Genomic DNA, 24,325 nt, shown 5'->3' with positions numbered 1-24,325 from the left:
GCTGGGTCATTCCGCTTCGAGGCTGTCCAGCACCCGCATCAGCTCCTGGGTAAAGGGTACCAGCTGCAGCTGCACCTGAGCCCGCACCGCCCCCTCGGCGACCTCGCGCGGATCCAGCCGCCCGCTCTCGAAAGCCTCCATCAGCCCGCTGAAGTAGCGGATTGGCACGTGTTTGCCCAGAATCAAGCTGAGTATGCGCATGGCCTTGGCGGCCCGACCCTTGGCGTCGAGGCTTTCCCACTCGGCCTCGGCTTGCTGATTTTTACGCTCCTCGGCCCGCTTGGCGGCCTCAGCCCGCTTGGCCTTGGCCGCATCCGCCTCCATCCGCCGGCTTTTCGAGACGAACCCCTCGGGGTCGCTGTACTTGCCCTCTTCATCGCGCACCACGTCCACCAAAAAACCCGCCCGGTTGCGCGGGGTATACCCCGCGAGGAGAATGGCCTCGAAGCGGGCGATCCGCTCCTCCACCCGCTCGAGACCATAGACCCCGATCAGGCTATGGGCTACCGGACGGGCCACCCCATAACGGGAGAGCCGCGCCACCACCTCGCGAGCCCCCTCGGGGAGAGCAGCCTGCTTGGCGAAGGTATAGATCACCTCCTGCTTGGGACCTCGCCCCTGGTACTCCACCGCGGCCAGGTAGCCCCGCTCGACCAGCTCGGCGTGCGCCCCTTCGAGGGTGCGACGCACTCGGCTGGGGGTCTGGTCGACGATCTTGCAAGCCTTGGCCCACTCGACGATATTGGTGCGAAACTGGGTCACCTCTCCCCCCTCCGGCGTGATTCGCTGGGCGTCCAGCAGGCGGTAGAGGGCGCGGGTGAGGGGGCGGTCCAGGCTGGTGAGAAACTCGAGGTCGAGGGGTTTGAGGTACTTGGCCCGGATCGACTCTACGATCTCCCGAGCCAGTTTGATCTTGAGCACGCTCTGCCCCGAGAGCCCCAGCTTATCATCCTCGCTGGTATATTCCAGGCGGTCGATGTAGCGGAACTTGACCGTAGTCCACTTCTTGCCGCTGCGCCAGGCCTCGCTCGCGGTGAAGGTGGCGGTGGTGAGCCGGTCGAGGCTCTCTTTGAGGGCTTGGTAGTAGTGGCCACTGGTATCCCAGCCGATCACCGAGAGGATACGGTAGGCAGTGGTAACGATGGTGCCGTCCTCGGGGCTGCCGGCCTCCTGATAAAGGGTGATGAGGGCCAGCGAGACGTCGTTGTCCAGGCCGTGCGGCACCCCGCCGTGCTCCGCCACCGCCACGCAGGAAAGCCGGGCCTGGCGGCCATCCACGGCAAAGTCGATGGTCCAGCTGGTGAAGTCAGAAGGTATGCGCTCTTGAATGCTGATCAGACCGAGCCGGGCCACGTTAGCCTCATCAAAGCGCTGAATCTCATTGTTGTCGTTCGGGCTCTTCTGGGCCATCGTCCACCCCTCGCTCACTTCCGTTGGCGCCGCCGCATCCCGATTATACGAGGGCCCGCCGCGCTTGCAGACAAGCCTTGATGATGATCTTTAAGAGTCATTGATTTAAAAACTAATGATATTAATGTCAACATCAAGGCGCGCTTGCGAATGGCGTAGTAGACGGGAAAAGTCGGATCGTTTGGCCAAGTATTCCGATAGTTTTGCCCCTCAAACGGCCAAGTATTCCGATACTTTTACGTCGGTTTTGGCCGAGTATTCCGATAGGGGGGGCTTTAAAATAGCCAAGTATTCCGATAGTCGGGGGGTCGAAATGGCCAAGTATTCCGATACCTAAAAAAGCCAAGTATTCCGATACCTCGAGGGAGGAAATGGCCAAGTATTCCGATAGGAGACCGAAGGCTGGGGGCATCGGGGAAAAACCCTGTCTGGTACGCCTTTCTTGCCCTCTACCAGAGGCGAAATGGCCAAGTATTCCGATACCCCGGCGGACCCAACTGGCCAAGTATTCCGATACCCCGTGCCTTTGGCCAAGTATTCCGATACCTCGAGGGAGGAAATAGCCAAGTATTCCGATAGTCGGGGGGTCGAAATGGCCAAGTATTCCGATACCTAATTGCCGCCCAGCCCCGCCCAAGCCCTCCCGTTCCAGTGCGCCACGAACACCCGGCGCTGCCCCTCCCGGCCCTCGTGCCAGGCCACCAGGGGCTGGTCGTCGGAACCGATCGCCAGCGAGAAGGCCGCGGCCTCGTTGGTGCTCACCGCCGGGCCCAGCCGTACCCATCCTTTGCCGTCCCAGCGCGCCACGCGCAGCTCGAGCCGCCCCGTGTTCTCCAGCCAGCCCACCACCGGGTTACCCCTGGCGTCGAGGGCCACCTTGGGCTGAGCGCCGCCGCCGCTGAGGGCGTTGACGCTCTGGCCAAAGGGCACCCAGCGCCCGCCCTCCCAGCGCTTGACGTAGACGTTGTAGCCCTTGCCGCCCCCGGCCTCGTGGTAGGCCACCACCGGGCGGTCCTGGCGGTCGATGGCGATGGAGACCCCGGCGGCGTAGCTGTAGGGGTCGGCGTTGAGCGAGCTGCCGAAAGGCACCCAACGCTCGCCGTTCCAGGTGCCGGCGTACACGTTGAACCCCAGCGGCCCCTCGCCCTCCCTGTAGAGCTGGACGCTCCAGGCCAGCACGGCCTGCCCCTGGGAGTCCACCGCGATGTCCCTCGAGCGCGAGGAGCTGCTGATGTCGGTGCTGAGCGAGCCGTTATCCACCATCTGCCATTCGCTGCCGGTCCAGCGCTTGACGTAGACGCTGTCGCCGTTGAAGTCGGGGGGCATCTCGCTCCACTGCAGGTAGGGGTTGCCCTGGGGGTCGAGGGCCATGCGGGGGATGTCGGAGAGGGTGAGGGGGCTCTGGCTGGGAGAGCCGCCCAGCATCCGCCAGGCTTGGCCATCCCAGCGCGCGGCGTAGAGCTTGCCGTTGCCCAGCAGCTTGCCCTGGGACACCGGGTTCTTCTCGGTCCAGGCCACGACGGGCTGGCCGTCGGGGCCTATGCGCACCAGGGCATAGGAGGCGTTCCAGGCATCCTCGCGGTTGAGGGCCCCGCCCAGCCGCCTCCAGCCGGTGCCCTCCCAGCGGCGCACGTAGGCCTTGTAGACCCCGCCGCTCCTTTCCACCCAGGCCACCACCGCTCGACCCTGCCGGTCGATATCTAGCGAGGGGTAGGCCGCATCCTGGGTAGGGTCGAGGTTGACCGGGGTAGGTAGGGAGAGGAGGCTCGAGGCCAAAAGGAGAAGAGATATGCGCATAACGCTCCTTTCGCCGCTAGCAAAGCTGGCGGCCGGGTTGGTTGCAGAAGCTGTGCTGCACCTTGCCGCTGCGGGAGAACTCGAGCAGCTGGGGGTAGCTGAAGAGCATCTCGCTGGCCAGGGCGGCGCGGTGGCATTCCAGGCAGTCTCCTGGCAGCTCCACGCCGGGCTCGGGGGCTCCGGTCCTGGGCTCGAGGGCGGCAAAGCGCCACGACGAGCTACCCTCCCCTTCCTGGCGGATCATGACGTGGACGTAGGGCTCGTCGGAGACGCGCACCAGGAGGCCGCCTTCCCGCACGAAGCCGCCCCGGCCATCGGGTTTGGCCCGGTGTAGGTCCACCAGCACGAGCGTTCCCGGCGGGAGGGGCTTTTGCTGGCGCACGGCCGAAAGCGCCTGGGGTGAGATGTAGATGTCGCGGATAAACCCATCCACCCGGTCCACGGTGGCGTAGTGCACCAGCCGGGTCTTGTAGTCGCCGAGCCCGGCCTCCTGGGCCATCCCCGCCAGGAGCCCGCCGACCAAAACCGCTAACCCCAGCATTCGCCTCAAGGTCAACCTCCACGCCTCGCGGCAGCACGATGCTGCTGCGGCCTTCGCGCGAACCAGATGAGTAACGCTCAAGGCTTTATGTCCTGTTTTTGAGTAACGATACTCCAGGGATTCGCGCCTAATGATAACACATTAGCCTCGAGCTTCCAGGGCCTCGGCCAGCCGGGTGATGCCCTCCCGCAGCCCTTCCACGCCTACGGCGGCGTAGCTCAGGCGCAGGAAAGGACCAGAGGGCTCGCCCGGGAAGAAGATGCGCCCCGGAAAGACCTGCACCCCGGCCAGCATGGCCCGCCTCGAGGCCTCCACGTCGTCCCAGCCCTCGGGCAGGCGCAGCCACAGGAATACGCTCCCGGTGGGTATGGTCCAGGGCCTGAGCTGGGGCAGGAGTTCCCGCAGGAGCTCCAAAGCGGCGTCTCTGCGCCGCCGCAGTTCGGCCCGGAGGCGTTGCAGGTGGGTTCGGCGCGAGGGGGCGGTCAGCACGTCTACCGCCACTTCCTGCAAGAGGAGCGAGACGAAGTGATCATCCAGCACCCGCAGCGAGCGGATGCGCGACCCCGCGGGGCCCTTGGCCACCACGGCGGCCACCCGCAGGCCGGGGGCGGTGGTCTTGGAGAAGGAGCGGATGTAGACTACCCGGCTGGGCTCGAGGGCTGCCAGCGGCGGGGGGGCCTCGGCTTCGAAGCTCAGCTCGCGGGCGTAGTCGTTCTCCACCACGAAGGCCCCGGCGGCCTCGGCTACCCTCAGCACGGTCTTGCGGCGCTCGGGGGAGAGCACCGCGCCGCTGGGGTTGGCGTGCAGGGGCTGGCAGTAGAAGACCCGGGCCCCGCTTTTGGCAAAGGCCTCCTGCAACAGCTCGGGCCGCACCCCCTGAGCGTCCACGGGGACCGGGATGGGGTTGAGCCCCAGGCTGCGGGCTACCCCGATGGCCCCTGGATAGGTGGGCGATTCCATCAGGATGGGGCTTCCCGGCGCCGCCAGCGCCCTGAACGCCGTGGAGAGGGCGGCCTGGGCCCCCGGCGTGATCTGGACATCGCGCGAGGTAAAGCCCGCGCCGAGTTCCCCCGCTACCACGCTGCGCAGACTCTCCAGGCCCTCGGCGGGGGCCCAGTCCCACACCTCCAGCCGCCGCGCCACCCGGCGGACGGCGGCTTGGATTTCCTTCAGCGCCGTGAGCGAGCGGTCGGGGTAGGCCTCGCCCAGCGGGAGCATCCCGGCCTTGGCCGGCCCCATCAGCTCTCGGATCCCCGTCGTGGGGTCAGGTGGCTGGCCCAGCGCGACCTCCTGCCAGCCGTAGTCTTCCTGCGCTATCCTGCGCTCGGCCACGTAGGTACCGCTGCCGGGCCGCACCACCACCAGCCCCTGCTGGGCGAGCTGGCGGAGGGCTTTGTGGACCGTGACCGGGCTCACCCCATACCGCGCCACCAGCTCCCGCACTGCAGGTAAGCGGGTGCCGGGCTCGAGCCCGCGCAAGTTCTCCCTTAGCTGCTGGGCCAGGGTCTGGTGAGCGGGCTGGGGGGGCGCCTCCGGGCTCATCCGCCCAAGACCCCCATACCTACCGCCTCTAGCCCCTCTGGCATACGCAGCCTTCCGCTTCGCCCTCAACCTAACACGCTCCCTGGGGGAAGGCAAGGAGGCGTTGGCGTCCTTGAGGGGAGAGGGCTTTCCAGAGCGCCGTTTTCCCCCATGCCTGAGGGCCCCGGCTTCCCGCTACGTTCCGAGGGGATGCCCACGTGGGCGGTCCCCTGCCACCCCCCGGTGGCCACAGAAAGCCCGGCAGCGCCCCTCCTCACCCGACCTGGGGAGCGTCCCGAGGGCCTTTGCCAATATCTGCCCCGGCTCAGCGAGCGATGTTTACCTTCACCCGCAGGTTGGGAAGCCTGGCCCAGGCCGACTCGGCGGTGAGCACCTCGAGCCCCCGCGCCTCGGCCAGCGCTAGGCACACGCAGTCCCCCAGGCTCAGGTTGTAAGGCTTGCGGCGGGCGTACCAAAAGGCGGCCAGGTCGGACTGCTCCAGGTCGAAGGGCACAACCTCAAGCGCTTCGGCCAGCAGCTCGAGGGTTTCCCTCACCTCGGTTTCGGTGTAGCTCCCGCTACCGACCAGCTTCCCCATCAGCTCGGTGCGGGTCACTGTGGATAGCACGCACTCTCGCTGGGTCAGGATTTTGGCGACCTTCTCGTGCCCCTCTTCCTTGCGGAGGAAAGCGATCAGGGCGGAGGCGTCGATCACCACCCCTTGCCCTCCGCTGCCTCGCGCCGCTCAGCGAGCAGTTCGGCGGTGAGATCCCTGCCATCGTCTTTGGCCAAGCTCCCGTGGAGCTTGCGTAGGATGGCCTTAGGGGTGGTCAGCTCGAGCCGCCCATCCTTTAGGGTTAACACCAGACGGTCACCGGGGTGCAGGTCCAGGGCCTCGCGCATCTCCGCCGGGATCACCACCCGGCCACCGGTACCCAGTTCTACCTCTTTGCGCAGGGTTACCATTACAGTATGACAATACCATTTCCCAGAAAAATGGTAAATGGACTGCGTCAAGGTTTATGTGTGAACGAGCCCCGGGGAGCGCAGCCTGAGCACGACGGTTTCTGTCCTGGACATGAGAGCAGTATGCCGCAGATCCAGTCCTGCTCTGCGAGCGGCTTTAGACGTGTTTGCCCTACCCCGCTTCGCGGCGAAAGAAGCGTCTCGGGCAAAGCAGCCGCTTCCCCGGCATCGGGGCCCTTGCGGGCTGAGCCGCGAAAGGGTTTGAAAGCTCATGTGAAGGGCAAGCGCTCGATCGAGACGGCCCTCGCCCCCTCGAGTCCGACCAGCACCGCTCCCAGCTCTACCGGCCCTGAAGCCAGCTCGAGGTTCTCCTGGCCCGGCAGCCGGTGGCGCATCCAGGAGACAAGGCCTTCTGGGCGTAGCCCCTGCATCCCCCCACCGGGCCCGGTCATCCCCACGTCGGAGACGTAGGCAGTACCCCCGGGCAGCACCCGGGTGTCCAGGGTGGGGACGTGGGTGTGGGTGCCCAGCACCGCCGAGACCCGCCCGTCAAAGAGAAAGGCAAAGCCCAGCTTCTCGTACACCGACTCGCCGTGAAAGTCCACCGCGATGCCGTCGAGGCGGCCCTCCCAATGGGCTAAAACCCTCTCCATGGCGGTCACCGGGTCGTCGGCCCAGGGCAGCGCGGTGCGGCTGGCCAGGTTGACCACCCCCAGCCGGTAGCCGCCCTTTTCCAGCACCGCCGACCCCTTGCCGGGGGCGGCGGGGCTGTAGTTGAGGGGGCGCAGGACCCTGGGGTGGGCCTGTACCTGCGGGGCGTGTGGCCCGTCCCAGGAGTGGTTCCCGCCGGTTACCAGATCCACCCCCAGGGCCAGTAGGCGCTCCAGGCTCTGCGGCAGCATCCCGAAGCCCGGCCCGGTCAGGTCCAGGTTTTCGGCATTGGCGACGATGAAATCGGGCCGATAGTGGGCAATCAGCTTGGGCAGTCGGGCCTCTAAGTACTGCAGCCCGGCCTGGCCTACGATATCGCCGATGAACAAAAGTCGGGTCATCCCTTGACGGCTCCTTCGGTGAAGGTCTCCAGGATCGCCTTGCGCACGGCCAGGTAGAGCAGCAGCGTGGGCAGGGTGGCGAGGGTGGCGGCAGCCATCATGGCCCCCCAGTCGTTCACCCCTTCGCCCCCGGCGAAGCGCTGCACCGCCACGGTGAGCACGTAGACCTCCGGCCGGTTGGCCACCAGCAGGGGCCAGACGAACTGGTTCCAGGCGTTGATGAGCAGGTACACCGCCAGCGCGGAGATGGCCGGGAGGTTGGCCGGAACCAGCACCCGCCACAGGATCTGCCAGGTACTGGCCCCGTCCACCTGGGCGGCCTCGAGGATGCTCAGGGGGAAACTCTTGAAATGCTGGCGCAGCAAAAAGATGCCGTAACCGCCGGCCAGCATGGGCAGGATCAGCCCCGGTAGGGTGTTGAGCAGCCCGAGCCGGGCCAGGAGCAAATAGTTGGGCAGGTAGGTCACCACGAAGGGGATCATCAGGCTCACCAGCACCAGTCCGAACAAAAACCCCTGCCCGCGGAAGCGGTAAGCGCTGAAGGCGTAGGCCGCCGGAATCGCCAGGACGAGCTGTCCCAGGGTGACCCCCAGCGCGAAGACCAGGGTGTTGAAGAGGTAGCGACCGAAGGGCAGTTTCTCCAGCACGCTTCGATAGTTATCCAGGACCGGTGGCCAGGACAGCGGGCTCAGCGCCGAGCCGAAGACCTCGGGGGCGGGCTTGAGGCTTAAACCGATCTGGTAGAGCATGGGGGCCAGCACCGCCGCCACCGCCAGCAGCAGCACCCCTCGTGCCAGCCAGGCCCCCCGCCTAGCGCTCATACCCCACCCTCCGCTCCAAAAGCCGGAACTGCCACAGGATGAACCCGGCAAACAGCGCGATCATCACCACCGCCTGGGCCGAGGCCAGCCCGGCCCGGAAGAACTTGAAGGCCTCCTGCCAGACCGCGTACATCAGGTTGGAGGTGCTGCCGAAGGGCCCCCCTTGGGTCAGGACCTCGATGGGGATAAAGGCGTACTCGAGCGACTGAATCACCGTGGAGAGAAAAAGGAACAAGGCGCTCGGCCCAAATAGCGGCAGCACCACCCTCCTCAGCAGGGCGAGACCGGAAGCCCCGTCCACGCGGGCCGCCTCCAGGTACTCGCGGGGGATAGCCCGCAGTCCGGCCAGGGCGATCAGGTAGTGAAACCCCAAATACTTCCAGGCCGCCACCAGCGAGACCGCCGGGAGGGCCATAGCGGAGCTGCTCAGCCAGGGCTGGGGGGGCAAGCCGAGCTGGGCCAGCAGGCCGTTGAACACCCCCCCGGCGGGCAGGTAAAACCACAACCAGACCAAGCTCCCCACCGAGACCGCCACCACTGTGGGGGCGAAGAGGAGCGACTGGTAAACCTCACCCTCCCGCTCGCCCACCTGCAAGGTGAGCAGGGCCAGCCCCACGGGAAGCAGGAAGTTGCCCACCAGGGCCAGGAGCACATACAGCCCGCTCTGGAGCAGAATCCCCCGAAAGTCGGGGCTGGCGAGCAGGGTCCGGTAGTTCTCCAGGCCCACCCAGGTGCGCTTGGCGCTCACCAGGTTCCACTCGTGAAAGCTGATGTATACGGTGTTGAGCAGCGGGTAATAGATGAATAACCCCAGCGCCAGCAGGGCCGGGGCCAGATACAGGTAGGGGGTCAGCCCGGTTAGGGGCTGACCCTTGGGGCGGGCAGGGCTGGAGCGGGTCGCGGGGGCCATGCGGCGTGACCTCGGCAGTGCGCCAAGTTAGCGCACACATTTCTCCCCCTGGAGCAGCCGGCTCACCTCTTGCGCGGCCTCGCCCAGGGCAGTTTGGGCGCTGGCCTGTCCGCCGAGGGCCCGCTGGGTGGCCTTGAACAGGGCCTGCGAGGCGGCCAGGCCGTTAGGGCCGGGGAAGCTGGTCCAGCGGTAGGTGTTGGGGAGCTGCTGGATGCCTATCCGCTGGATGGGGTTTTGTGCGATGAAGTCCTTCAGGTAACGGGGGTCATCGGCTAGGCTGGGCAGCAGGGGCACGTAACCGGTGCCCTTGGTCCAGATGGTGAAACCCTCTTCGGAGGTGAGGAAGCGGATGAACTTCCAGGCCGCCTCCTGCTTGGCCGGGTCCTTGGCGAAGACCACCAGCACGTTACCTCCGCCCGGCAGGCGGGTGGGCTTGGAGCCGAAGCTGGGGAATCGGGTGCCGCGCAGCTCAAACTTGCCCTGGGCGCCCGCCTGCAGCCCAGCCCGTTTGGCGATGGTGGTCATGTAGGCTGCGGCTTCACCGGCCAAGAAGGCCTGCTCCCCCTGGTTCCACAGGGTGTTAAGGGCCAGCCCCTCCTTTACCAGATCGGCCCAGAACTGCAAGGCCTCGACCGCTTCCCGGCCGGCGAAGCCGGGGGCCGCATGGCCGTTCTGGCAGGTCAACAGGCTCCCGCCGTTGGAGGCGATCAGGGCCTCCAGGCTCCAGTTGTCGTCGAGGAGCTGGATATAGATGGGCTTGCCGGTGCGCTCCTTGAGCTGGCGAGCGGCGGCTCGCCACTCAGCCCAGGTCTGGGGTGGCTGGTCGGGGTTGAGCCCGGCCCGCCGGAAGAGGTCGGCGTTGTAGTAGGTGACGATGTTGGAGAGGGCGTAGGGCATGCCCAGCTGTACTCCGCCCACCTGGCCCAGGGCCATCACGTTGGCCGGGAAGCGCGAGAGGTCGCCGCCGAATTTGCCCTGGAGGTCGGTGAGGGGAACGAAGGGGAAGTTCTCGGCCACGTAGTTGGTGTAGAGGTAGCCGATCTGGGCTACGTCGGGCGGATTCCCGGCGGCCAGCGCCGCTTGCAGGTTTTGCAGCAGGCCGGTGTAAGCGTTCTGTTGGAAACGCTCCTCGACGCGGACCGTGGGGTTGCGCCTTTGAAACTCGGCGATGAGCTCGCGCACCGCGGGCAGGCCGAAGCTCTCGGTGTTGATGTGCCAGTACTGGATGGTGACGGTCTGGGCCAACGACCACCCCGGCAGTGAGGTCACCAGAACCGCCAACAGCGCCGTCCATCGCTTCATGTTCATACCCCCTTGACATTTCTGTACAGTAGAAATACATTTCTGCTGTATCAGCCAGGCCAGGCTAACCCTCGGCTGTCATCCGCATGTCAACCTCCGCCCGCTCAGACAAACCCCAGGTGCGCGCCGTAAGGGCCGCCCTGCACCTGCTCGAGACCCTCAGCCAGCACGAGGGGGCCTCGCTGACCCATCTGGCCCGCCAGGCCGGGCTGAGCAACAACCAGACCTTCCGCCTGCTGGCCACCCTCGAGCCCCTCGGTTACGTGGTGCGCGACGCGCGCAAGGGCTACCGGCTGGGACCCAAGCTGCACCTGCTGGGCGAGAGGGCTTTCTGGCCCCACGACCTGATCCGCGCCGCCAATCCCCACCTGGACCGGCTGGCCGAACTGAGCGGGGAGCTGGTCCTGCTGGCGGTGCGGGTGGGCCTGGAACGGATGGTGGTGGACCGCCGCCCCTCGCGCTACTCCCTGCGGGTGGACTGGGCGGTGGGCTCGAGGCTGCCGCTGCACGTGGGGGGGCTGGGGGTGGCGCTGCTGGCCTTCTCGCCGCCCGAGGTCCAGGAGGCGGTGCTCGCCGGGCCGCTCGAGCGCTTCACCCCCTACACCCTCGCGTCCCCGGAAGCGCTCCGGGCGGAGCTGGAGCGGGTACGCCAACAGCGGGTGCGGATCTCGGTGGATGACTGGGCGGTGGGGGAATTTTCCATCGCCGCCCCGGTGGTAGCGGGCGGGACGCTGCGGGGGGCCCTCAACATCGCGGGCTTTACGGCTCGCCTCGACGAACGGCGGCGCGAGACGTACATCGCTGCCGTCAGGGAGGCTGCCGAGGCCGTGGCCGTGGGGCTGTCAACCACCCCCGGCCCGCGCGCTGCTGGGTTGAGCGGCCCCAGCCAAGGCGCGGGGCGGACCGGTTTGACGCGCCGATGACACGGGGCCGACAGGGGGCGATTAAACCTGGGGCATGCGCATACAATCGGTCTCGCTTGTGGGGGCGCTGCTCGTCGGGCTGGCCTGGGGGCAGAAGGCCGCCCTCGAGCCCCAAGCCCTCGATCTGCTGAACCAGGCCCGCGCGGCCCTGGGGGGCCAAAGCCTGACGAACCTGAAGACCTACCGCGAGCGCACCAAGCTCACCCTGCTGGCCGCCGACGGGAAGGTGCAGGGGGAGCTGATCCAGCTCACCCTGTACGACGTGGTCCCCGAGGTGGCGGTGACCGACGACCTCGCGGCGCTGATCGCAGGGCACGACCTGCCGTTGGAGCGGGCTCTCGAGCGCCTGGGTCATCCCTGAGCCGGGCCGTCTAGAGGTACTCCAGCGGGCTCTCGCGCGCGGCCTGCAGGGCGGGCGGCAGGGCCGCCAGGAGGCCCAGGGGCAACAGGAGCGAAACCCGGGCCACCAGATCGGCGCTGAGCTGCGGAGGGGGCAGGAAAAACCCCAGCCGCTCTCCCAGAACCCCCGCCCCCAAGGCGGCCAGGCTCCAGCCCAGCAAGAGGCCCAGCGCCACCCCCAGCGCCACCTCGAGCAGGGTCTCGAGGAGCACCACCCCGAAGACCAGACCCCGCCCTGCCCCCAGCGCCCGCAGCAGGGCGGTGCGGCGGCGGCGCTCGAGGCCCCCTGCGTACACCCCCTGCCAAACCAAGAGGGCCGCCAGGGCCAGCACCAGCAGCGAAAGCGCTCCGTAGGCCGACTGGCCTTGCAGCAGCAGCTCCCGCGTCTGGGCGAAGACCTGCCCCGGGAAGACCGCCTGGGCCAAGCCCTCGCGGTTGACCTCCTGGGCCACCTGGTAGACATCGGAGAGGCGCCGGCCGGTGTAGAGCACGGCGGTCACCTGGCGCTCCGACTGGCCTTCGCCGTGGACTTCCCAGTAGGCCTCGATGGGAACGAAGATGGCCCGGTCCCAGGGGCCCCCGGTGGCCTCGAGCACCCCTACCACCCGGTAGCGCTCCTCCTGGTGGTGGGCCGCGGCGCTGGCGGCCTCGGCCTGGCTGGCGAAAAACCCATGGGCGCTGAGGAACCGGTCGCCGATCCGCAAGCCGGTCTCCCGCGCCGCCCGGGCCCCCAACACCGCCTCGTAGGTGGCGGTGAAGGTCCGCCCCGCGCGCAGGCGGAAGTAGGGGGGTGCGCTGGGCTTGAGGCGCAGCTGAAAAACTTGAGCATTGGTGCCCAAGAGGGGGAAGCCCCGGTAGTTATCGCCAAAGCCCAGCGGGATCGCGTAGCGGCTGCGGGGGTCGCGGGCGAGCCGCTCGTAGGTGGCGAAGGGCAGGTTGGCGATGGGCGGCTGAAGCAGGTAGAGGCTCGAGAGCACCGCCTGGGTGGGGCTGCCCCGGGCCGCGATGAGCAGGTCGAAGACCTGAGCCGCGTCCGCCGCCCCGCGCTCCAGCGAGCGCAGCACCAACGGCACCAGCAGGGCGGTCGCGGTGGCCAGGGCCACCCCCAGCAGGGTGAGGGCGGTCGCGACCGCCCTCACCCGCAGGTTGCGCAGAACGGTCCAGAGGGTCATGCGGCCCTCGCGGTGAGGGGCTGAAGCTCCACCCGGCGGGGGAAGCGCTCCATCACCCAGGGGTCATGGGTGGCCACCACCAGGGTGGCCCCGATGGCCCTGGCCGTCTGGGTGAGCAGGTCCAGCGCCTCCCCGGCCCGGGGGCGGTCCAGGTGGGCGGTGGGCTCGTCGGCCAGCAGGAGCCGGGGGCGGTGGGCCACCGCCCGGGCCAGGGCCACCCGCTGCCGCTCCCCGGTGGAAAGGCGCTTGGGGGGGTGGGAGAGGCGGTGCCCCAGCCCCACCGCGCGCAGGATCTCGGTGGCCTGGCGCAGCGCCGCCGCCCCGCGCACCCCGGCGATGCCCAGCCCCAAGAGCACGTTCTCGAGCGCGGTGTACCCCTCCATGAGGTAGAAGTCCTGAAACAAGTACCCTACCCGCTCCCGCCGGTAGGCGTCGCGCTGGGCCTCGCCCAGGGTGGCCAGGTTGCGCCCGTCCACCCACACCTCCCCCGCGCTTGGGCAGCGCAAGCCGGCCAGGAGGTGGAGCAGCGTGGTCTTCCCGCTCCCCGAAGGCCCCAGCAGCACCGCCTGCTCGCCGGAGGGGATCTCCAGGTCCGCAAAGCGCAGCGCCACGTCCTCGCCAAAGCGGCACAGCACCCCCCGCAGGCGCACCTCGGCCATCAGCGCACCTCCTCCACCCCGTCCGCGTAGATGCGCACCAGGCTCACGAAACCGGTGTCTTCATCGGTCTTGATCCCCACCTCGAGCCGCCCCGTGACCTGGATGCGCTTCGTGGTGGGCTCGGCGCTGCGCCCCGGCGGCATGATCACCAGCACGATGTCGGGGGGCCAGTCGGCGGCGGTGGAGCAGAACGGGCAGGTGGCCAGCGGAGCCTTGGTCAGCACGAAAAAGTCCAGCTTGGGCTTGAGCGGGGGGGCCATCCAGCCCTGCATCACCACCCGTTTTCCGGCCAGGGCCTGGAGCTTGGGGGAGAACTCCACCCCGCGAATGGTGGTCTTGCTGTAGAGTTCGCCGAACTCCAGGGGGCTTTGGGCCTGGCCCAGCCCCCCTAGAGCCAGCAGGGCGATCAGCATCCAGCGCATGGGGCTTCCGGAGGGCTAGGGCTTCTCGAGATAGGGGTTGAGCCCCAGCGCCTGGGCGGTGCGGAAGAAAATCTCGGTCTGATCCATCAGGCCATTGAACAGCTGGGCGCCCGCCCCAAAGGCGAATAGCGGCATGGGGTCGGCGGTGTGCACCCCCTGGGCGCTCCCCGGATCGAGGTTGCCGGTGCGCAAGAAGGCGCCGGGCTCCTTGCACACCTCGGGGTTGGCCACGTAGCCGCCCTTGCCGTCGGAGATGGTGGGGTCTTTGTAGACCTCGCGCCCCCGGTAGGTTTCGCAGTAGTCGGGGGTGGCGGCGAAGCCCACCGCGATCCCCCGGGCGGTGTCGGGCAGGGGGAAGCCGTTGGGGTCTTTTTTGTCGCCGTAGGTGGGGAACTTTGCATCCTGGTATACTCCCACCCCCTCGCGCCCCTGCTTGGAGTAATCGTAGCCGCCATAGACCGATAGCGAGTGGGCGTGGTCGGCGGTGACGACCACCAGGGTATCGGGGTGGGCGGCGGCGTACTGCTTGGCCCAGGCCACCGCCCTATCCAGCTCGAGCACGTCCCACAGCCCCCGCTGCCAGTCCAGGGGGTGTTCGTACTTGTCCACCATCCCCCCCTCCACCATCAGGAAGAAGCCGTTGGGGTTTTGCGCGAGGGTCTCCACCGCCTTCTGGGTCATCTCCCACAGGTAGGGCATATCGGTGAAGCTCCCCAGCATCTCGGGCCGCTTCCACACCGCGCGGTCTAGATAGCTGGGGAAGTTGTCGAGGTGGAATAGCCCGAAGAGCTTGCCTTGGGGTTTGGCCGCCAGCAGTTCGCTGCGGGTGCTGACGAAGGTGTACCCGAGCTTCTGCGACTCGGCGATCCAGTCGGTGTTGTCCTTGCGGCGCGAGCCGGGGGCGCTCTGGGGGATGAAGTCGCGCGAGCCGCCGAAGAGCATCACGTCCAGGGGGAGGCCGAAGCCCCCTTTGCCGAAGTACATGTCGGCGATGGCCTGGTAGTCGCTGCGCCGGCGGGTGTGGGCGTTGAGCATGGCCGGGGTGGCGTCGGTGCCGAAGGTGGTGGTCACCACCCCCAGGCTGGCCCCGCGCACCCGCTTGAGCATCTCCCCCAGGGTCTCGATCCGGGGGTAGGCCAGGGTGTCCTTGAGGTTGGCGGGGTAGACGTTGAGGGCGTTCACCTGCACCTTCTGCCCGGTCATGATGGAAGAGGCCGAGTTGGCCGAGTCCACGATGAAGCTGTCGAAGCTGCTGGTGGTCACCGTGGCCATACCGCCATACCCGGTTTCCATCTCCAGGTTGCCCCTGGGCACGCCATTTTCCGGGTTGAAACCCTGGGCGATGATGCGCGCGGCGTTGAGGGTGTTCCAGCCCATCCCGTCGCCGATGAAGAGGATGACGTTCTTGGCCGCGCGGGGCAGGCGGGGGTTCAGGCGAGCCTCCCAGCGCACGCTCTTCCTGGCCTCCCCGGCGTCGTCGCTGAGGCTGACCTCGAGGGTGTGGCTTCCCGCGCGCAGGAAGGTGCCGCGCAGGGTCCACTCGGTTTGGCCGGCTCCCTGCGAGGTCTGCTCGAGGCCGGTGAGGGGCTGTCCGTCCAGGCTGACGCGGTAGCCTTTCAGGCTGCCTTTCAGTTCGGAGGCTTCGATCCGCAAATCAAAACGCTGCCCGGCCAGCAGGGCCGCTCCATCGTAGGGGTAAATGGCGATCTTGGCCGCCCAGGCCGATCCCAGGGTGAGGGCCAGGGCGCACACGGCTGCGACGCTTCTCGACATCGGAATTTCCTCCCGGCTAAACCATAGGTAAAAACCCTCAGGGAATTGTCAGCCGCACCGCCCCCGAAGGCCTTCGGCAGGATGCATCGGATCGCTGCAATAGCCGTAGCTGCCCTGCTGGCGGGCTGTACCGCAGGGAGCCCCGGTCCCCGCAAGCGACAGCTGCGCCGCTACCCGCGGGGTGCGCCTGGCCCTGGGGCGCGGCGGCCAGCTCTGCTTCGCCAGCGCGCCTTGCCCTCGACGTCGAGTCGGACAAGTACACCCGCCTGTACAACACCGCCTCCAACCTCCGCGCCTACCTGGCCCGGCTGGACCCCGGCTTCGCCTCCGCCTTGACGCAGGGGCCGCCCAGGCCCTACCATCGGGGCTAACCCTGCGCTTCAGGGCCACAATCCGCACGTTCTTCTATCCAGAGCAGTCGAGGGAACGGCCCGACGACGCTGCGGCAACCTGTAGCCACGCCCGAGCAGGTGGCTACGCCTGGTGCTAATTCCGCCTCGAGCCCCACCGGCCCGGGGAAAGATAGAAGAAGGGCCCTTGCCCTTCTTCGGGAGAACGTCCGAGGAGGGGATTTTTGTGGAGTTTTCAACCCTGGCGGTACTCAGCGGCATACCCGACGACCCCCACCACGCGGTGGGGCTGCCCATCTACGCGGCGGCGGCCTACAGCTTCGCGAGCCTCGAGGAGGGCGCGCACAAGTTCGCCACCGGCGAGGGCTATACCTACACCCGATTGCAAAACCCCACCGTGGCCGCGCTCGAGGAACGCCTGAGCGCCCTGGAGGGCGCCCTCGGCGCGGTGTGCCTGGCCTCGGGCCAGGCCGCCAGCTTCGCCGCGCTGCTCGCGCTGGTGCGCTCGGGCGACGAGATCGTGGCCAGTCCGGGGCTCTTCGGCGGCACGGTGGGGCTACTGAACCAGGTCTTCGGCCTGATGGGCATCCGGGTGCACTTCGTAGCCCCCGAGGTGGAGGCGGTGCGGGCGGTGCTCGGCGAGCGCACCCGGGCGGTCTATACCGAGGTGCTGGGCAACCCCTCGCTCGAGCTGCCCGACCTGGAGGGGCTGGCCCGGCTATGCGAGGAGCACCGCGTGGCCCTGATCGTGGACAACACCTTCGGCGCGGTGGGCGCGCTGGCGCGGCCCCTCGAGCACGGCGCCCACGCCGTCACCCACAGCCTGACCAAGTGGGCCAGCGGGCACGGCTCGATCCTGGGCGGGGCGGTGCTGGCCCGCGCGAGCGAGATCTGGCAACACTACCCGCAGTTCACCACCCCCGACCCCCAGGGCCGCGTTCCGTGGGAAGCCCTTGGCCCGCGATGTTTCCTCGAGCGGGTCCGGCAGCTCGGCCTCTCGCTGGGCGGGATGGTGCTCTCGCCCTTCAACGCTTACTTGCTCTTCCAGGGGGTCGAGACCGTCGAGCTGCGGGTGGAGCGGGCCTCCAGGAGCGCCCTCGAGCTGGCCTCCTGGCTGCAGGAGCAGCCCCAGGTGGCCTGGGTGCGCTACCCCGGCCTCGAGGGCGACCCGGCTCATCCCCGGGCCGCGCAATACTTGCGGGGCGGGTTCGGCAGCATCCTGACCTTCGGCGTAAAGGGCGGGCTCGAGGGGGCCAGCCGCTTCCTGGCCCACCTCCGGATCCTCCAGGCCCCCAACGTGGGCGACGCCCGCACGCTGGCCGTGCACCCCTGGACCACCACCCACTCCCGCATCCCCGAGGCCGCCCGCCTGGCCGCGGGGGTAAAGCCTGAAATGATCCGCTTCTCGGTGGGCCTGGAGAGCCCCCAGGACCTCCAGGCCATGCTGGCCGAGGCGCTGGCGGCGGTGGGCAGGTAAGACCCGCCCTAGCTGGCTGTACGCTGCCGCGGAAGCGCCCCCGATCCCCTTGTGTTTCGCGTCAGGACACCGGCGCGCTGGCACGCAGAGGGGGAAGCACACCCGCCTCTGCCGCCGCACGGCCCGCCCGCCGCCTCGTGGAACGGCTACCTCGAGCTGCGCAGGCGGTCTACCGCCACCGCGATCACGATGACCACCCCCTTGACCACCAGCTGCCAGAACGAGGAGACCCCCAGAATGGTCAGTCCGTTGTTGAGCACCGCGATGATCATGGCCCCCACCGCCGTGCCAACCACCGAACCCACACCCCCTGCCAGGCTGGTCCCCCCTAGCACCACCGCGGCGATGGCGTCCAGCTCGTACCCCGTCCCAAGAATGCCGTTGGCGCTGTAGAGCCGTGCGGCGCTCATCACGCCGGCCAAGCCCGCACACAGGCCGCTGAAGGCGTAGACGAACAGCAGCACCTGGGGCACCTTGATGCCGGTGAGCCGGGCGGCTTGCTCGTTGCCGCCCACCGCGTAGATGTGAACCCCCAACACCGTGCGCCGCAGGATAAACCAGCTCACCAGGATCACCGCGAGGGCGATCCAGACCAGCCAGGGAACCCCCAGGAAGCTGTCGTTGCCGATGGCGGCGAAACCCAGGTTGGAGTTGATCACCGTCTGGCCGTTGTTGGCCAGCAGGTACGCCGCTCCTCGAACCGCGCTGAACGCCCCCAGGGTCACCACAAAGGGAGACAGCCTGAGGTAGGCGATCAGCAGCCCGTTGATCAGACCGAAGACCAGCCCGGCCATAAGCCCCGCCGGGATAGCCGCCCAACCCCATTGAGGAAGCAGGGAGACCTGCAAGGCCACCACCGCCGAGGCCCCCAGGATGGCCCCCACCGAGAGGTCAATCCCCGCGGTGAGGATCACGAAGGTCATGCCCGCCGCCAGCACCACGTTAATCGAGGCCTGGCGCAGGACGTTGATGGCGTTGCTGGCCGTGGCGAAGTTGGCCGAGAGCAGGGCAAAGACCAAGCAGATCAACAGCAGTACCGGGAGGATACCCAGCGCCCCCAGAACTTCGCCGCGCCAGGCCTTACCCGAACGCCGAACGGGATTTTCCGAACTCAAGGCTGGACCTCCATGACTCGCACCCCCGTGGCGTAGGCCATGATGTTCTCCTGGCTGATGACGTCCCCCCGAGCGGGGTCGAGCTCGCCCACAATGCGCCCTTCGCGCATCACCAGCACGCGGTCACTCATGCCCACAATCTCCGGCAGCTCCGAAGAGATAAACACCACGGCCACCCCCTGAACGGCGAGCTCGCCGATCAGACGGTAGATCTCAGCTTTCGCCCCCACATCCACCCCGCGGGTCGGCTCATCCAGCAACAGCACTTTGGGGCCGATGGCCAGCCAGCGGGCCAGCAACAGCTTCTGCTGGTTGCCCCCCGAAAGGCTCTTGGCGCGGGTGGCGGGGCTGGGCACCCGGATGGAGAGGTCCTGGATCGCCCGGCGCACCATCTGCGCGATGCTCACCGGATTTAACACCCCCGCCAGGGCATGCTTTGCCAGCACGTTCATGGCGATGTTATCGCCGGAGGCCATCTCGAGGAACAGCCCCTGCTCCTTGCGGTTCTCCGGCACATACCCAATACCCGCCGCCAGGGCATCGGCAGGGGTATGGATCGACACCGCTTGGCCCTTTATCCGCACCTCACCGCCCGTCTTGCGATCCGCCCCAAAGATGAGCCGGGCCAGCTCGGTACGGCCCGCTCCTACCAGCCCGGCTAACCCCAGGATCTCTCCTGCGCGCACGCTAAAACTGGAGGGCAAAATCCGCGCGCCGTCGGTGATGTTCCGTACCTCCAGGACCACCTCCCCCTTGCTGCGCGCCGTGCGGTGCTGATAGAAGTCCTGTACGGGCCTCCCTACCATCATCTGCACCACCCGCTCGGCGTTGATCTGGTCCTTCTCAAGGGTGCCGATGAGCTGGCCGTCCCGCAGCACCGTGAGCCGGTCTGCCAGGGCATACACCTCGGCCATGCGGTGGGAGATGTACACGATGGCGATGCCCTGGCTGCGCAGGCGGTGGATCAAGCGGAACAGATGTTCGGTCTCCCGCTCGGAGAGGGCGGCCGTGGGCTCGTCCATCACCAGCACCCGGCCCTTGAACAGCAAAGCCCGGGCGATCTCCACCAGCTGTCCCTCGGCGATGCTCAGCCGCGCGAGCGGGGTGTCCGGGGTGAAGGAGGCCCCGAGCTGCTGAAGCACCTCGCGGGCAGCGGCGTACATGGATTTTCGGTCGATGAGGCCGCCGCGAGAGGGCTCCACCCCCATGAAGAGGTTCTCCGCTACGGTGAGGTTGCGGGCCAGGTTGAGCTCTTGGTAGATGAGGTTGATGCCCGCCCGGCGTGCGTCCAGGGGGTTGTGAATGCGCACCGGCTGCCCGAACACCCGGATCTCCCCGCTGTCGGCGGTATAGGCCCCGGCCAGGATCTTCATCAGCGTGCTCTTCCCTGCCCCGTTTTCGCCCATAAGGGCGTGCACCTCTCCGGCAAAGGCGATGAAGCTCACATCCTTTAGGGCCTGCACCCCGGGGAAGGCTTTGGAGATATGCAGCATCTCGAGGGCCGGGGGCTGGTCAGCCCCGGCCCGAGGGTTGGTCGGATGGTCTACCGCGGACATGAGGAATCCCTTGATGGGGCGGGGCTGCCGGTCTACAGGCAGCAAACCACAGCAGCCCCAAGCTTGGGGGCTATTCCCAACCTTTGTAGCTGGCCACGTTTTCCTTGGTGATGAGCCGCACCGGGATCAGGATGGGCTTGGTCTGGGGCTTCATCTTGCCGGTGCGGATCTCCCAGCCGATCTCCAGCGCCCGGGCGGCCATGGTGTAGGGGTCTTGGGCCGAGCTGGCCAGGAAGATCGAGTTGGGATCCTTGAGGGCTTTGACCGCATCCGGCGAGCCGTCGACGGCGGTGATGAACATCTCCTTTTCCCGCTTGGCCTGGCGGATCGCCAGCTCCGCGCCGATGCCGGTGGGATCGTTGATGGCAAAGACGGCGTCGATCTTGGGGAAGGCGGTGAGCAGGTCGGTCATGACCTTGAGACCGCCGTCGCGGCTACCCCCCGCGTTTTGGTTGTCGGAGAGGATCTTGATGCCGGGGTACTTGGCGAAGACCTGTTTGCATCCCGCCACTCGGTCGGTGACCGCGGTGACCGGCGGCCCGTTGATGATGACCACGTTGCCTTTGCCCTTGAGCCTATCCGCGATGAACTGACAGGCCAGGGTGCCCGCCTGCACGTTGTTGGAGGTGATGATGGCATCGGCGCCTTCCTTGATGCCTACGTCTGCCGAGACCACCGTCATGCCTGCGGCCTTGGCCCGTTTGACCGCGGGCACCAGCGCCTGCGGGTCGGCGGGGTTGAGGACCAGGATCTGTACCCCGGCAGCGATGTAGTTGTCGATCGCCGCGCTCTGCTTGCCCACGTCGTAATCGGCGGCCTCTACGATAACCTGAACGTTGGGGTTGATCTTCTTGGCCGCGTCCGTGACCCCTTGGCCCATACGGACGAAAAACGGGTTTCCCAGCGAGCCCAGGTTCGTAGCCACCTTGGTCAGCTGCTGCCCCTGCCCCAGGGCCATCCCCAGGGCGAGGACCAAGACCAGTGCGATAGGCCCTTGTTTTACGCTTTTCACAGGACTCCTTTCGTGGATGCCCCAGCCCTCAGGCCGGGAGGGTGCTCCTTGATGTGCTGTCTAGACGAGGGGTTCAGGGTAGACGGGTTTTTTTCCTTTCTCCCCGGGAGGGAGACCGTGATCACCTCCAGTCCGAGTTTCTCGAGGTCGCTTCGGGCTTCTTGGGGAAGCCGCGAATCGGTAACGAAAACGTCGATGTCTTCGAGGCTGCCGCAGGGGGCGAAGGTCACCCGGCCCCACTTGGAGGCGTCGCAAACCAGACACACCCAACGGCTGGCGGCGATGGCGGCGCGCTTGACCTCTGCCTCCAGCAGCGAGGAGTTGGTGAGACCAGCGGCCAGATCCACCCCCTGCGCCGCGAGGAACAGCCGGTCAAAGCTGAAGCGGCGGATGGTCTCGAGCGCAAGCGGCCCGGTAGCCGAGTAGGTTTGCAAGAACAGCTCGCCCCCTACCTGCAGCACCCCCAAGTCGGGGCTGCCGGAGAGTTCGGCGGCGATGTTGACCGCGTGAGTCACCACGCGGACCCCGTTGAGAGCGCGGCGCTTGAGGGCTCGGGCCACCTCCATGGCGGTGGTGCCGGCGTCGAGATAGATGGTCTCTCCGTTCTGTACGAACTCGGCTGCCCGCGCCCCGATGCGCCGCTTGGCCCCTATGTTGCGCCCCTGGCGCAGCCCGTATCCCACGTCCAGCTCGTCCACCATTCGCGCTCCGCCGTGCACCCGGCGGAGGTATCCCTGGCGCTCCAGCACATCCAGATCCCGCCGCACGGTCATGGTGGAAACCTCGAGGGCGCGGGCCAGGGCGGCATTGGTAAGGGTGCCATGGCGATTGATGAGCTCGAGGATGCGCTGCAGGCGGTCACGGGAATTCATAGACAGCGAAGTTCGGATGGTTTCGGTTGTGCGTTGAGTTTTTATATCAAAACCCGGCTCTAAACGCAATAGGCGACGTCTGGGCATTTCGCAACTGCCGGGAAGCGGTGTTCTATCCTGTTAAAAAAGCAAATGCGCACAGCGGCGCAGGAGGGAGTTCGTGTGGCGCCCAAGCCGTGGGACAGGAGGGGAAGCCCCTAGCCTGACGGGGGCTGCCCCGGCTTGTTTTTCATGGAAAAGCCGCCCTCGCCATGACCGCGCCTTACGGGGCGGGGTGTTGGGGTTTGCCCCCCCCCGCGCTCAGCGGGCCGGGCAGCTCAGGGGAGGGTCGGGGTCGGCGGGGGCGACCTCTACCCGGTAGGTGTCCACCGGCTCCAGGGGTTTGAGGTGGATCCCCACCCCCTCGGCCCCTCGAGCCAGGCGCAGGGTGTACTGCGGGCCGCCCAGAATGGGGAACGGGTTGTGGGTGAAACACCGCAGCGCAAAGCCCCGGGCCTCGAGCTGAGCGCGCAGGCGCTCGGCGAACTCTTGCAGGCTTCGGGGCCGGAAGGGGGAGTCCGGCGGGAAGCGCAGCTCGGTCTTCTCCACCGTCCCCTCCTCCCACTGATAGAGGAGAACCCCGTCGGTAACCAGCAGGGCATAGCGATGGGAGATGATCAGGTCTGTCGCCTGGTAACGGTTTGGCACACAGGCCGCGAGAACCAGGATCAGGCCGCAGGCCCAACACAGGATCCTGAACACGTCCGTGCCTCCTCGAGGCCCAAGGTAGTACACCCCTCGCCGGGGCTTCAAGCGCCCCGGAAAAACTTCGCTGACACTCCGCCTCCAGACTGGGTGCCGGAGGATAGTGATGAACAAAACCTTGGCTCTGCTCGCGATGGCACTGGGTCTGGGCCTCACCCAGTCGGTCCCCCGGACCGAGCTGGTGGGCTACGCTGTGTTGCCCGCCGATACCTTTGCCCCCGGCCCCGCCTCGGGGCAGTTCAACGCCGACGGCAGCAAGAAGGCCAGCCCCCCCTACCCGAGCCAGCCAGTGCAGGGCTTCAGCGCCATCCAGTTCGCCCCCGGCACCCGCGGCGCCTACTGGGTAATGCCCGACAACGGCTACGGCGCCAAGTACAACAGCCCGGACTATCTGCTGCGCATTTACCAGATCACCCCCGATCCCAAGACCCCCCAAGGGGGCAGCGGCACCGTGCGGGTGGATAGTTTCATCCAACTGCGTGACCCCGACAAGAAAATTCCCTTCTTCATCGTCAACGAGTTCACCCCCGAGCGCAACCTCACCGGTTTCGATTTCGACATCGAGTCCTTCGTGATCGCCCAGGACGGCACGCTGTGGATCGGGGACGAATTCGGGCCCTTCCTGCTGCACTTCGACGCCAGCGGAAAGCTGCTCGAGCCCCCCTACCCCACCCCCGACTTCGCCCCGGGCAAGGATCCGGCCAAGGACCTGGTGCGCTCGCCGCAGCACCCTGCGCTCCTGGCCGCCAGCCCCCAGCCCGGCCAGATGAGCCTGGCCAACCTGCCCTCCTCGGGTGGGTACGAGGGCCTGGCCATCAACCCGGGTAAGACCAAGCTCTATGCCCTGCTGGAGAAGACCGTGGCCGGTGACCCGGCGGGCAGCCTGCGGATCCACGAGTTCGACCTGGCCAGCCAGCGGTTCACCCGGCTGCTGGGTTATTACCGGCTCGAGGCCCCTACCAACTCCATCGGCGATTTCACCGTGGTCAATGACAACGAGTACCTGGTCATCGAGCGCGACCAGGCCACCGGAGAGGCGGCGCAGTTCAAGCGCATCTACAAGGTCGACCTGAGCCGGAAGGACGCCCAGGGCTTCTTCGCCAAAGAGCTGGTGGCGGACCTGCTCAACATCGCCGATCCCGCCAACCTGACCCCCTACACCAAGGGTGGGGTCTTCCGCTTCCCCTTCGTGACCATCGAGGACGTGCTGGTGCTGGATGCGAGGACGCTGCTGGTCCTCAACGACAACAACTACCCCGGCACCGGCGGGCGCGGCCAGAACGTCAAAGACGACAACGAGATGATCTGGCTGAGGCTCGACAAGCCCCTCGCCTTAGGCCCGGGGGTGGGGACGCCGCGCTAGGCCACTGCGAACGATATAGCGGGCTGGGTCGGGCTGAGGAAGCCCGACCCGCCCCCAATTGGGGCGATCCCCTGTTGGGACAGAGCGCTGACGCGCCACCCCGCCTACCGGCGGCGAAAGAGGCGCTGGGCGTTTCAATCCTCACTCGAGCTTTCGCCCGAGTGCGAC

23 protein-coding genes and 1 riboswitch are annotated in these 24,325 nt (G+C 67.3%); of the genes, 4 read left to right on the top strand and 19 right to left on the bottom strand.

Going from position 1 to position 24,325, the window contains the following annotated elements:
- Positions 1 to 6: 6 nt before the first annotated feature.
- The 10 genes from DNA98_RS04880 to DNA98_RS04835 form a co-directional block, all read right to left on the bottom strand.
- Positions 7 to 1,410 (bottom strand): replication initiator protein A, encoded by a 1,404-nt coding sequence (locus DNA98_RS04880; protein WP_110528247.1) that lies wholly within the window; start codon positions 1,408 to 1,410, stop codon positions 7 to 9.
- A gap of 612 nt (positions 1,411 to 2,022) precedes the next feature.
- Positions 2,023 to 3,207, bottom strand: a complete 1,185-nt coding sequence (locus DNA98_RS04875; RefSeq protein ID WP_110527053.1) for a hypothetical protein — start codon at positions 3,205 to 3,207, stop codon at positions 2,023 to 2,025.
- A 16-nt stretch (positions 3,208 to 3,223) separates the two neighbouring features.
- Complete coding sequence (locus DNA98_RS04870) at positions 3,224 to 3,748, bottom strand: cytochrome P460 family protein (protein WP_110527050.1); 525 nt, start codon at positions 3,746 to 3,748, stop codon at positions 3,224 to 3,226.
- Between the two features lie 141 nt (positions 3,749 to 3,889).
- Entirely contained in the window at positions 3,890 to 5,290 is a 1,401-nt protein-coding gene (locus DNA98_RS04865; RefSeq protein ID WP_110527047.1) for a PLP-dependent aminotransferase family protein, read from the bottom strand.
- A 304-nt stretch (positions 5,291 to 5,594) separates the two neighbouring features.
- Complete coding sequence (locus DNA98_RS04860) at positions 5,595 to 5,987, bottom strand: type II toxin-antitoxin system VapC family toxin (protein WP_110527044.1); 393 nt, start codon at positions 5,985 to 5,987, stop codon at positions 5,595 to 5,597.
- Positions 5,981 to 6,235 carry an AbrB/MazE/SpoVT family DNA-binding domain-containing protein gene (locus DNA98_RS04855; protein ID WP_110527041.1) on the bottom strand — a complete coding sequence of 85 codons (255 nt, stop codon included), beginning with the start codon at positions 6,233 to 6,235 and terminating at the stop codon, positions 5,981 to 5,983. The genes DNA98_RS04860 and DNA98_RS04855 overlap by 7 nt, the downstream gene beginning before the upstream one ends.
- A 269-nt stretch (positions 6,236 to 6,504) precedes the next feature.
- Positions 6,505 to 7,287: a TIGR00282 family metallophosphoesterase gene (locus tag DNA98_RS04850; RefSeq protein WP_110527038.1), complete on the bottom strand. Its 783-nt coding sequence runs from the start codon at positions 7,285 to 7,287 to the stop codon at positions 6,505 to 6,507.
- The gene (locus DNA98_RS04845) at positions 7,284 to 8,108 is read right to left on the bottom strand and encodes a carbohydrate ABC transporter permease (RefSeq protein WP_110527035.1); all 825 of its coding nucleotides are present in this window, start codon (positions 8,106 to 8,108) and stop codon (positions 7,284 to 7,286) included. Before DNA98_RS04845 ends, DNA98_RS04850 begins: the two co-directional genes overlap by 4 nt.
- Positions 8,098 to 9,018: a carbohydrate ABC transporter permease gene (locus DNA98_RS04840; protein WP_110527032.1), complete on the bottom strand. Its 921-nt coding sequence runs from the start codon at positions 9,016 to 9,018 to the stop codon at positions 8,098 to 8,100. Before DNA98_RS04840 ends, DNA98_RS04845 begins: the two co-directional genes overlap by 11 nt.
- 27 nt (positions 9,019 to 9,045) lie before the next feature.
- A complete protein-coding gene (locus DNA98_RS04835) occupies positions 9,046 to 10,320 on the bottom strand; it encodes an ABC transporter substrate-binding protein (protein ID WP_110527029.1) in 1,275 nt (424 codons plus the stop codon).
- Between the two features lie 86 nt (positions 10,321 to 10,406).
- On the opposite strand from DNA98_RS04835, the gene DNA98_RS18395 reads away from it, so the two are divergent.
- Positions 10,407 to 11,243 carry an IclR family transcriptional regulator gene (locus DNA98_RS18395; RefSeq protein ID WP_110527026.1) on the top strand — a complete coding sequence of 279 codons (837 nt, stop codon included), beginning with the start codon at positions 10,407 to 10,409 and terminating at the stop codon, positions 11,241 to 11,243.
- A gap of 34 nt (positions 11,244 to 11,277) precedes the next feature.
- On the top strand, positions 11,278 to 11,604 hold the full coding sequence (locus tag DNA98_RS04825; RefSeq protein WP_110527024.1) for a hypothetical protein: 327 nt from the start codon (positions 11,278 to 11,280) through the stop codon (positions 11,602 to 11,604).
- A 10-nt stretch (positions 11,605 to 11,614) separates the two neighbouring features.
- On the opposite strand, the gene DNA98_RS04820 is transcribed toward DNA98_RS04825, so the two are convergent.
- From DNA98_RS04820 to DNA98_RS04805, 4 genes are read right to left on the bottom strand one after another with little or no spacing between them, the layout of a single operon-like run.
- Positions 11,615 to 12,814, bottom strand: coding sequence for an ABC transporter permease (locus DNA98_RS04820; RefSeq protein ID WP_110527022.1), 1,200 nt, complete (start codon positions 12,812 to 12,814; stop codon positions 11,615 to 11,617).
- Positions 12,811 to 13,473, bottom strand: a complete 663-nt coding sequence (locus DNA98_RS04815; RefSeq protein WP_110527019.1) for an ABC transporter ATP-binding protein — start codon at positions 13,471 to 13,473, stop codon at positions 12,811 to 12,813. Before DNA98_RS04815 ends, DNA98_RS04820 begins: the two co-directional genes overlap by 4 nt.
- Positions 13,473 to 13,895, bottom strand: coding sequence for a hypothetical protein (locus DNA98_RS04810; RefSeq protein WP_110527016.1), 423 nt, complete (start codon positions 13,893 to 13,895; stop codon positions 13,473 to 13,475). The genes DNA98_RS04815 and DNA98_RS04810 overlap by 1 nt, the downstream gene beginning before the upstream one ends.
- A 15-nt stretch (positions 13,896 to 13,910) precedes the next feature.
- Positions 13,911 to 15,668 carry an alkaline phosphatase gene (locus DNA98_RS04805; protein WP_110527013.1) on the bottom strand — a complete coding sequence of 586 codons (1,758 nt, stop codon included), beginning with the start codon at positions 15,666 to 15,668 and terminating at the stop codon, positions 13,911 to 13,913.
- 402 nt (positions 15,669 to 16,070) lie between these two features.
- A riboswitch (SAM riboswitch) is annotated at positions 16,071 to 16,197 on the top strand.
- 47 nt (positions 16,198 to 16,244) lie between these two features.
- On the opposite strand from DNA98_RS04805, the gene DNA98_RS04800 reads away from it, so the two are divergent.
- A complete protein-coding gene (locus tag DNA98_RS04800; protein WP_110528244.1) occupies positions 16,245 to 17,495 on the top strand; it encodes an O-acetylhomoserine aminocarboxypropyltransferase/cysteine synthase family protein in 1,251 nt (416 codons plus the stop codon).
- Positions 17,496 to 17,641: 146 nt separating this feature from the next.
- On the opposite strand, the gene DNA98_RS04795 is transcribed toward DNA98_RS04800, so the two are convergent.
- The 5 genes from DNA98_RS04795 to DNA98_RS04775 form a co-directional block, all read right to left on the bottom strand.
- Positions 17,642 to 18,610 carry a ribose ABC transporter permease gene (locus DNA98_RS04795; protein WP_110527010.1) on the bottom strand — a complete coding sequence of 323 codons (969 nt, stop codon included), beginning with the start codon at positions 18,608 to 18,610 and terminating at the stop codon, positions 17,642 to 17,644.
- Positions 18,607 to 20,166, bottom strand: a complete 1,560-nt coding sequence (locus tag DNA98_RS04790; protein WP_110527007.1) for a sugar ABC transporter ATP-binding protein — start codon at positions 20,164 to 20,166, stop codon at positions 18,607 to 18,609. Before DNA98_RS04790 ends, DNA98_RS04795 begins: the two co-directional genes overlap by 4 nt.
- Positions 20,167 to 20,236: 70 nt before the next feature.
- On the bottom strand, positions 20,237 to 21,178 hold the full coding sequence (locus DNA98_RS04785; protein ID WP_199489358.1) for an ABC transporter substrate-binding protein: 942 nt from the start codon (positions 21,176 to 21,178) through the stop codon (positions 20,237 to 20,239).
- Complete coding sequence (locus DNA98_RS04780) at positions 21,175 to 22,050, bottom strand: DeoR/GlpR family DNA-binding transcription regulator (protein WP_158531602.1); 876 nt, start codon at positions 22,048 to 22,050, stop codon at positions 21,175 to 21,177. Before DNA98_RS04780 ends, DNA98_RS04785 begins: the two co-directional genes overlap by 4 nt.
- Positions 22,051 to 22,350: 300 nt before the next feature.
- Positions 22,351 to 22,791, bottom strand: a complete 441-nt coding sequence (locus DNA98_RS04775) for a hypothetical protein (protein ID WP_233493091.1) — start codon at positions 22,789 to 22,791, stop codon at positions 22,351 to 22,353.
- Positions 22,792 to 22,900: 109 nt separating this feature from the next.
- On the opposite strand from DNA98_RS04775, the gene DNA98_RS04770 reads away from it, so the two are divergent.
- Complete coding sequence (locus tag DNA98_RS04770; RefSeq protein ID WP_233493089.1) at positions 22,901 to 24,157, top strand: esterase-like activity of phytase family protein; 1,257 nt, start codon at positions 22,901 to 22,903, stop codon at positions 24,155 to 24,157.
- The last annotated feature ends 168 nt before the right edge of the window (positions 24,158 to 24,325 follow it).

This window comes from Meiothermus sp. Pnk-1 (genome assembly GCF_003226535.1).
Taxonomy (GTDB): Bacteria; Deinococcota; Deinococci; order Deinococcales; family Thermaceae; genus Allomeiothermus.
This window is presented reverse-complemented; position numbering and strand designations above follow the sequence as displayed.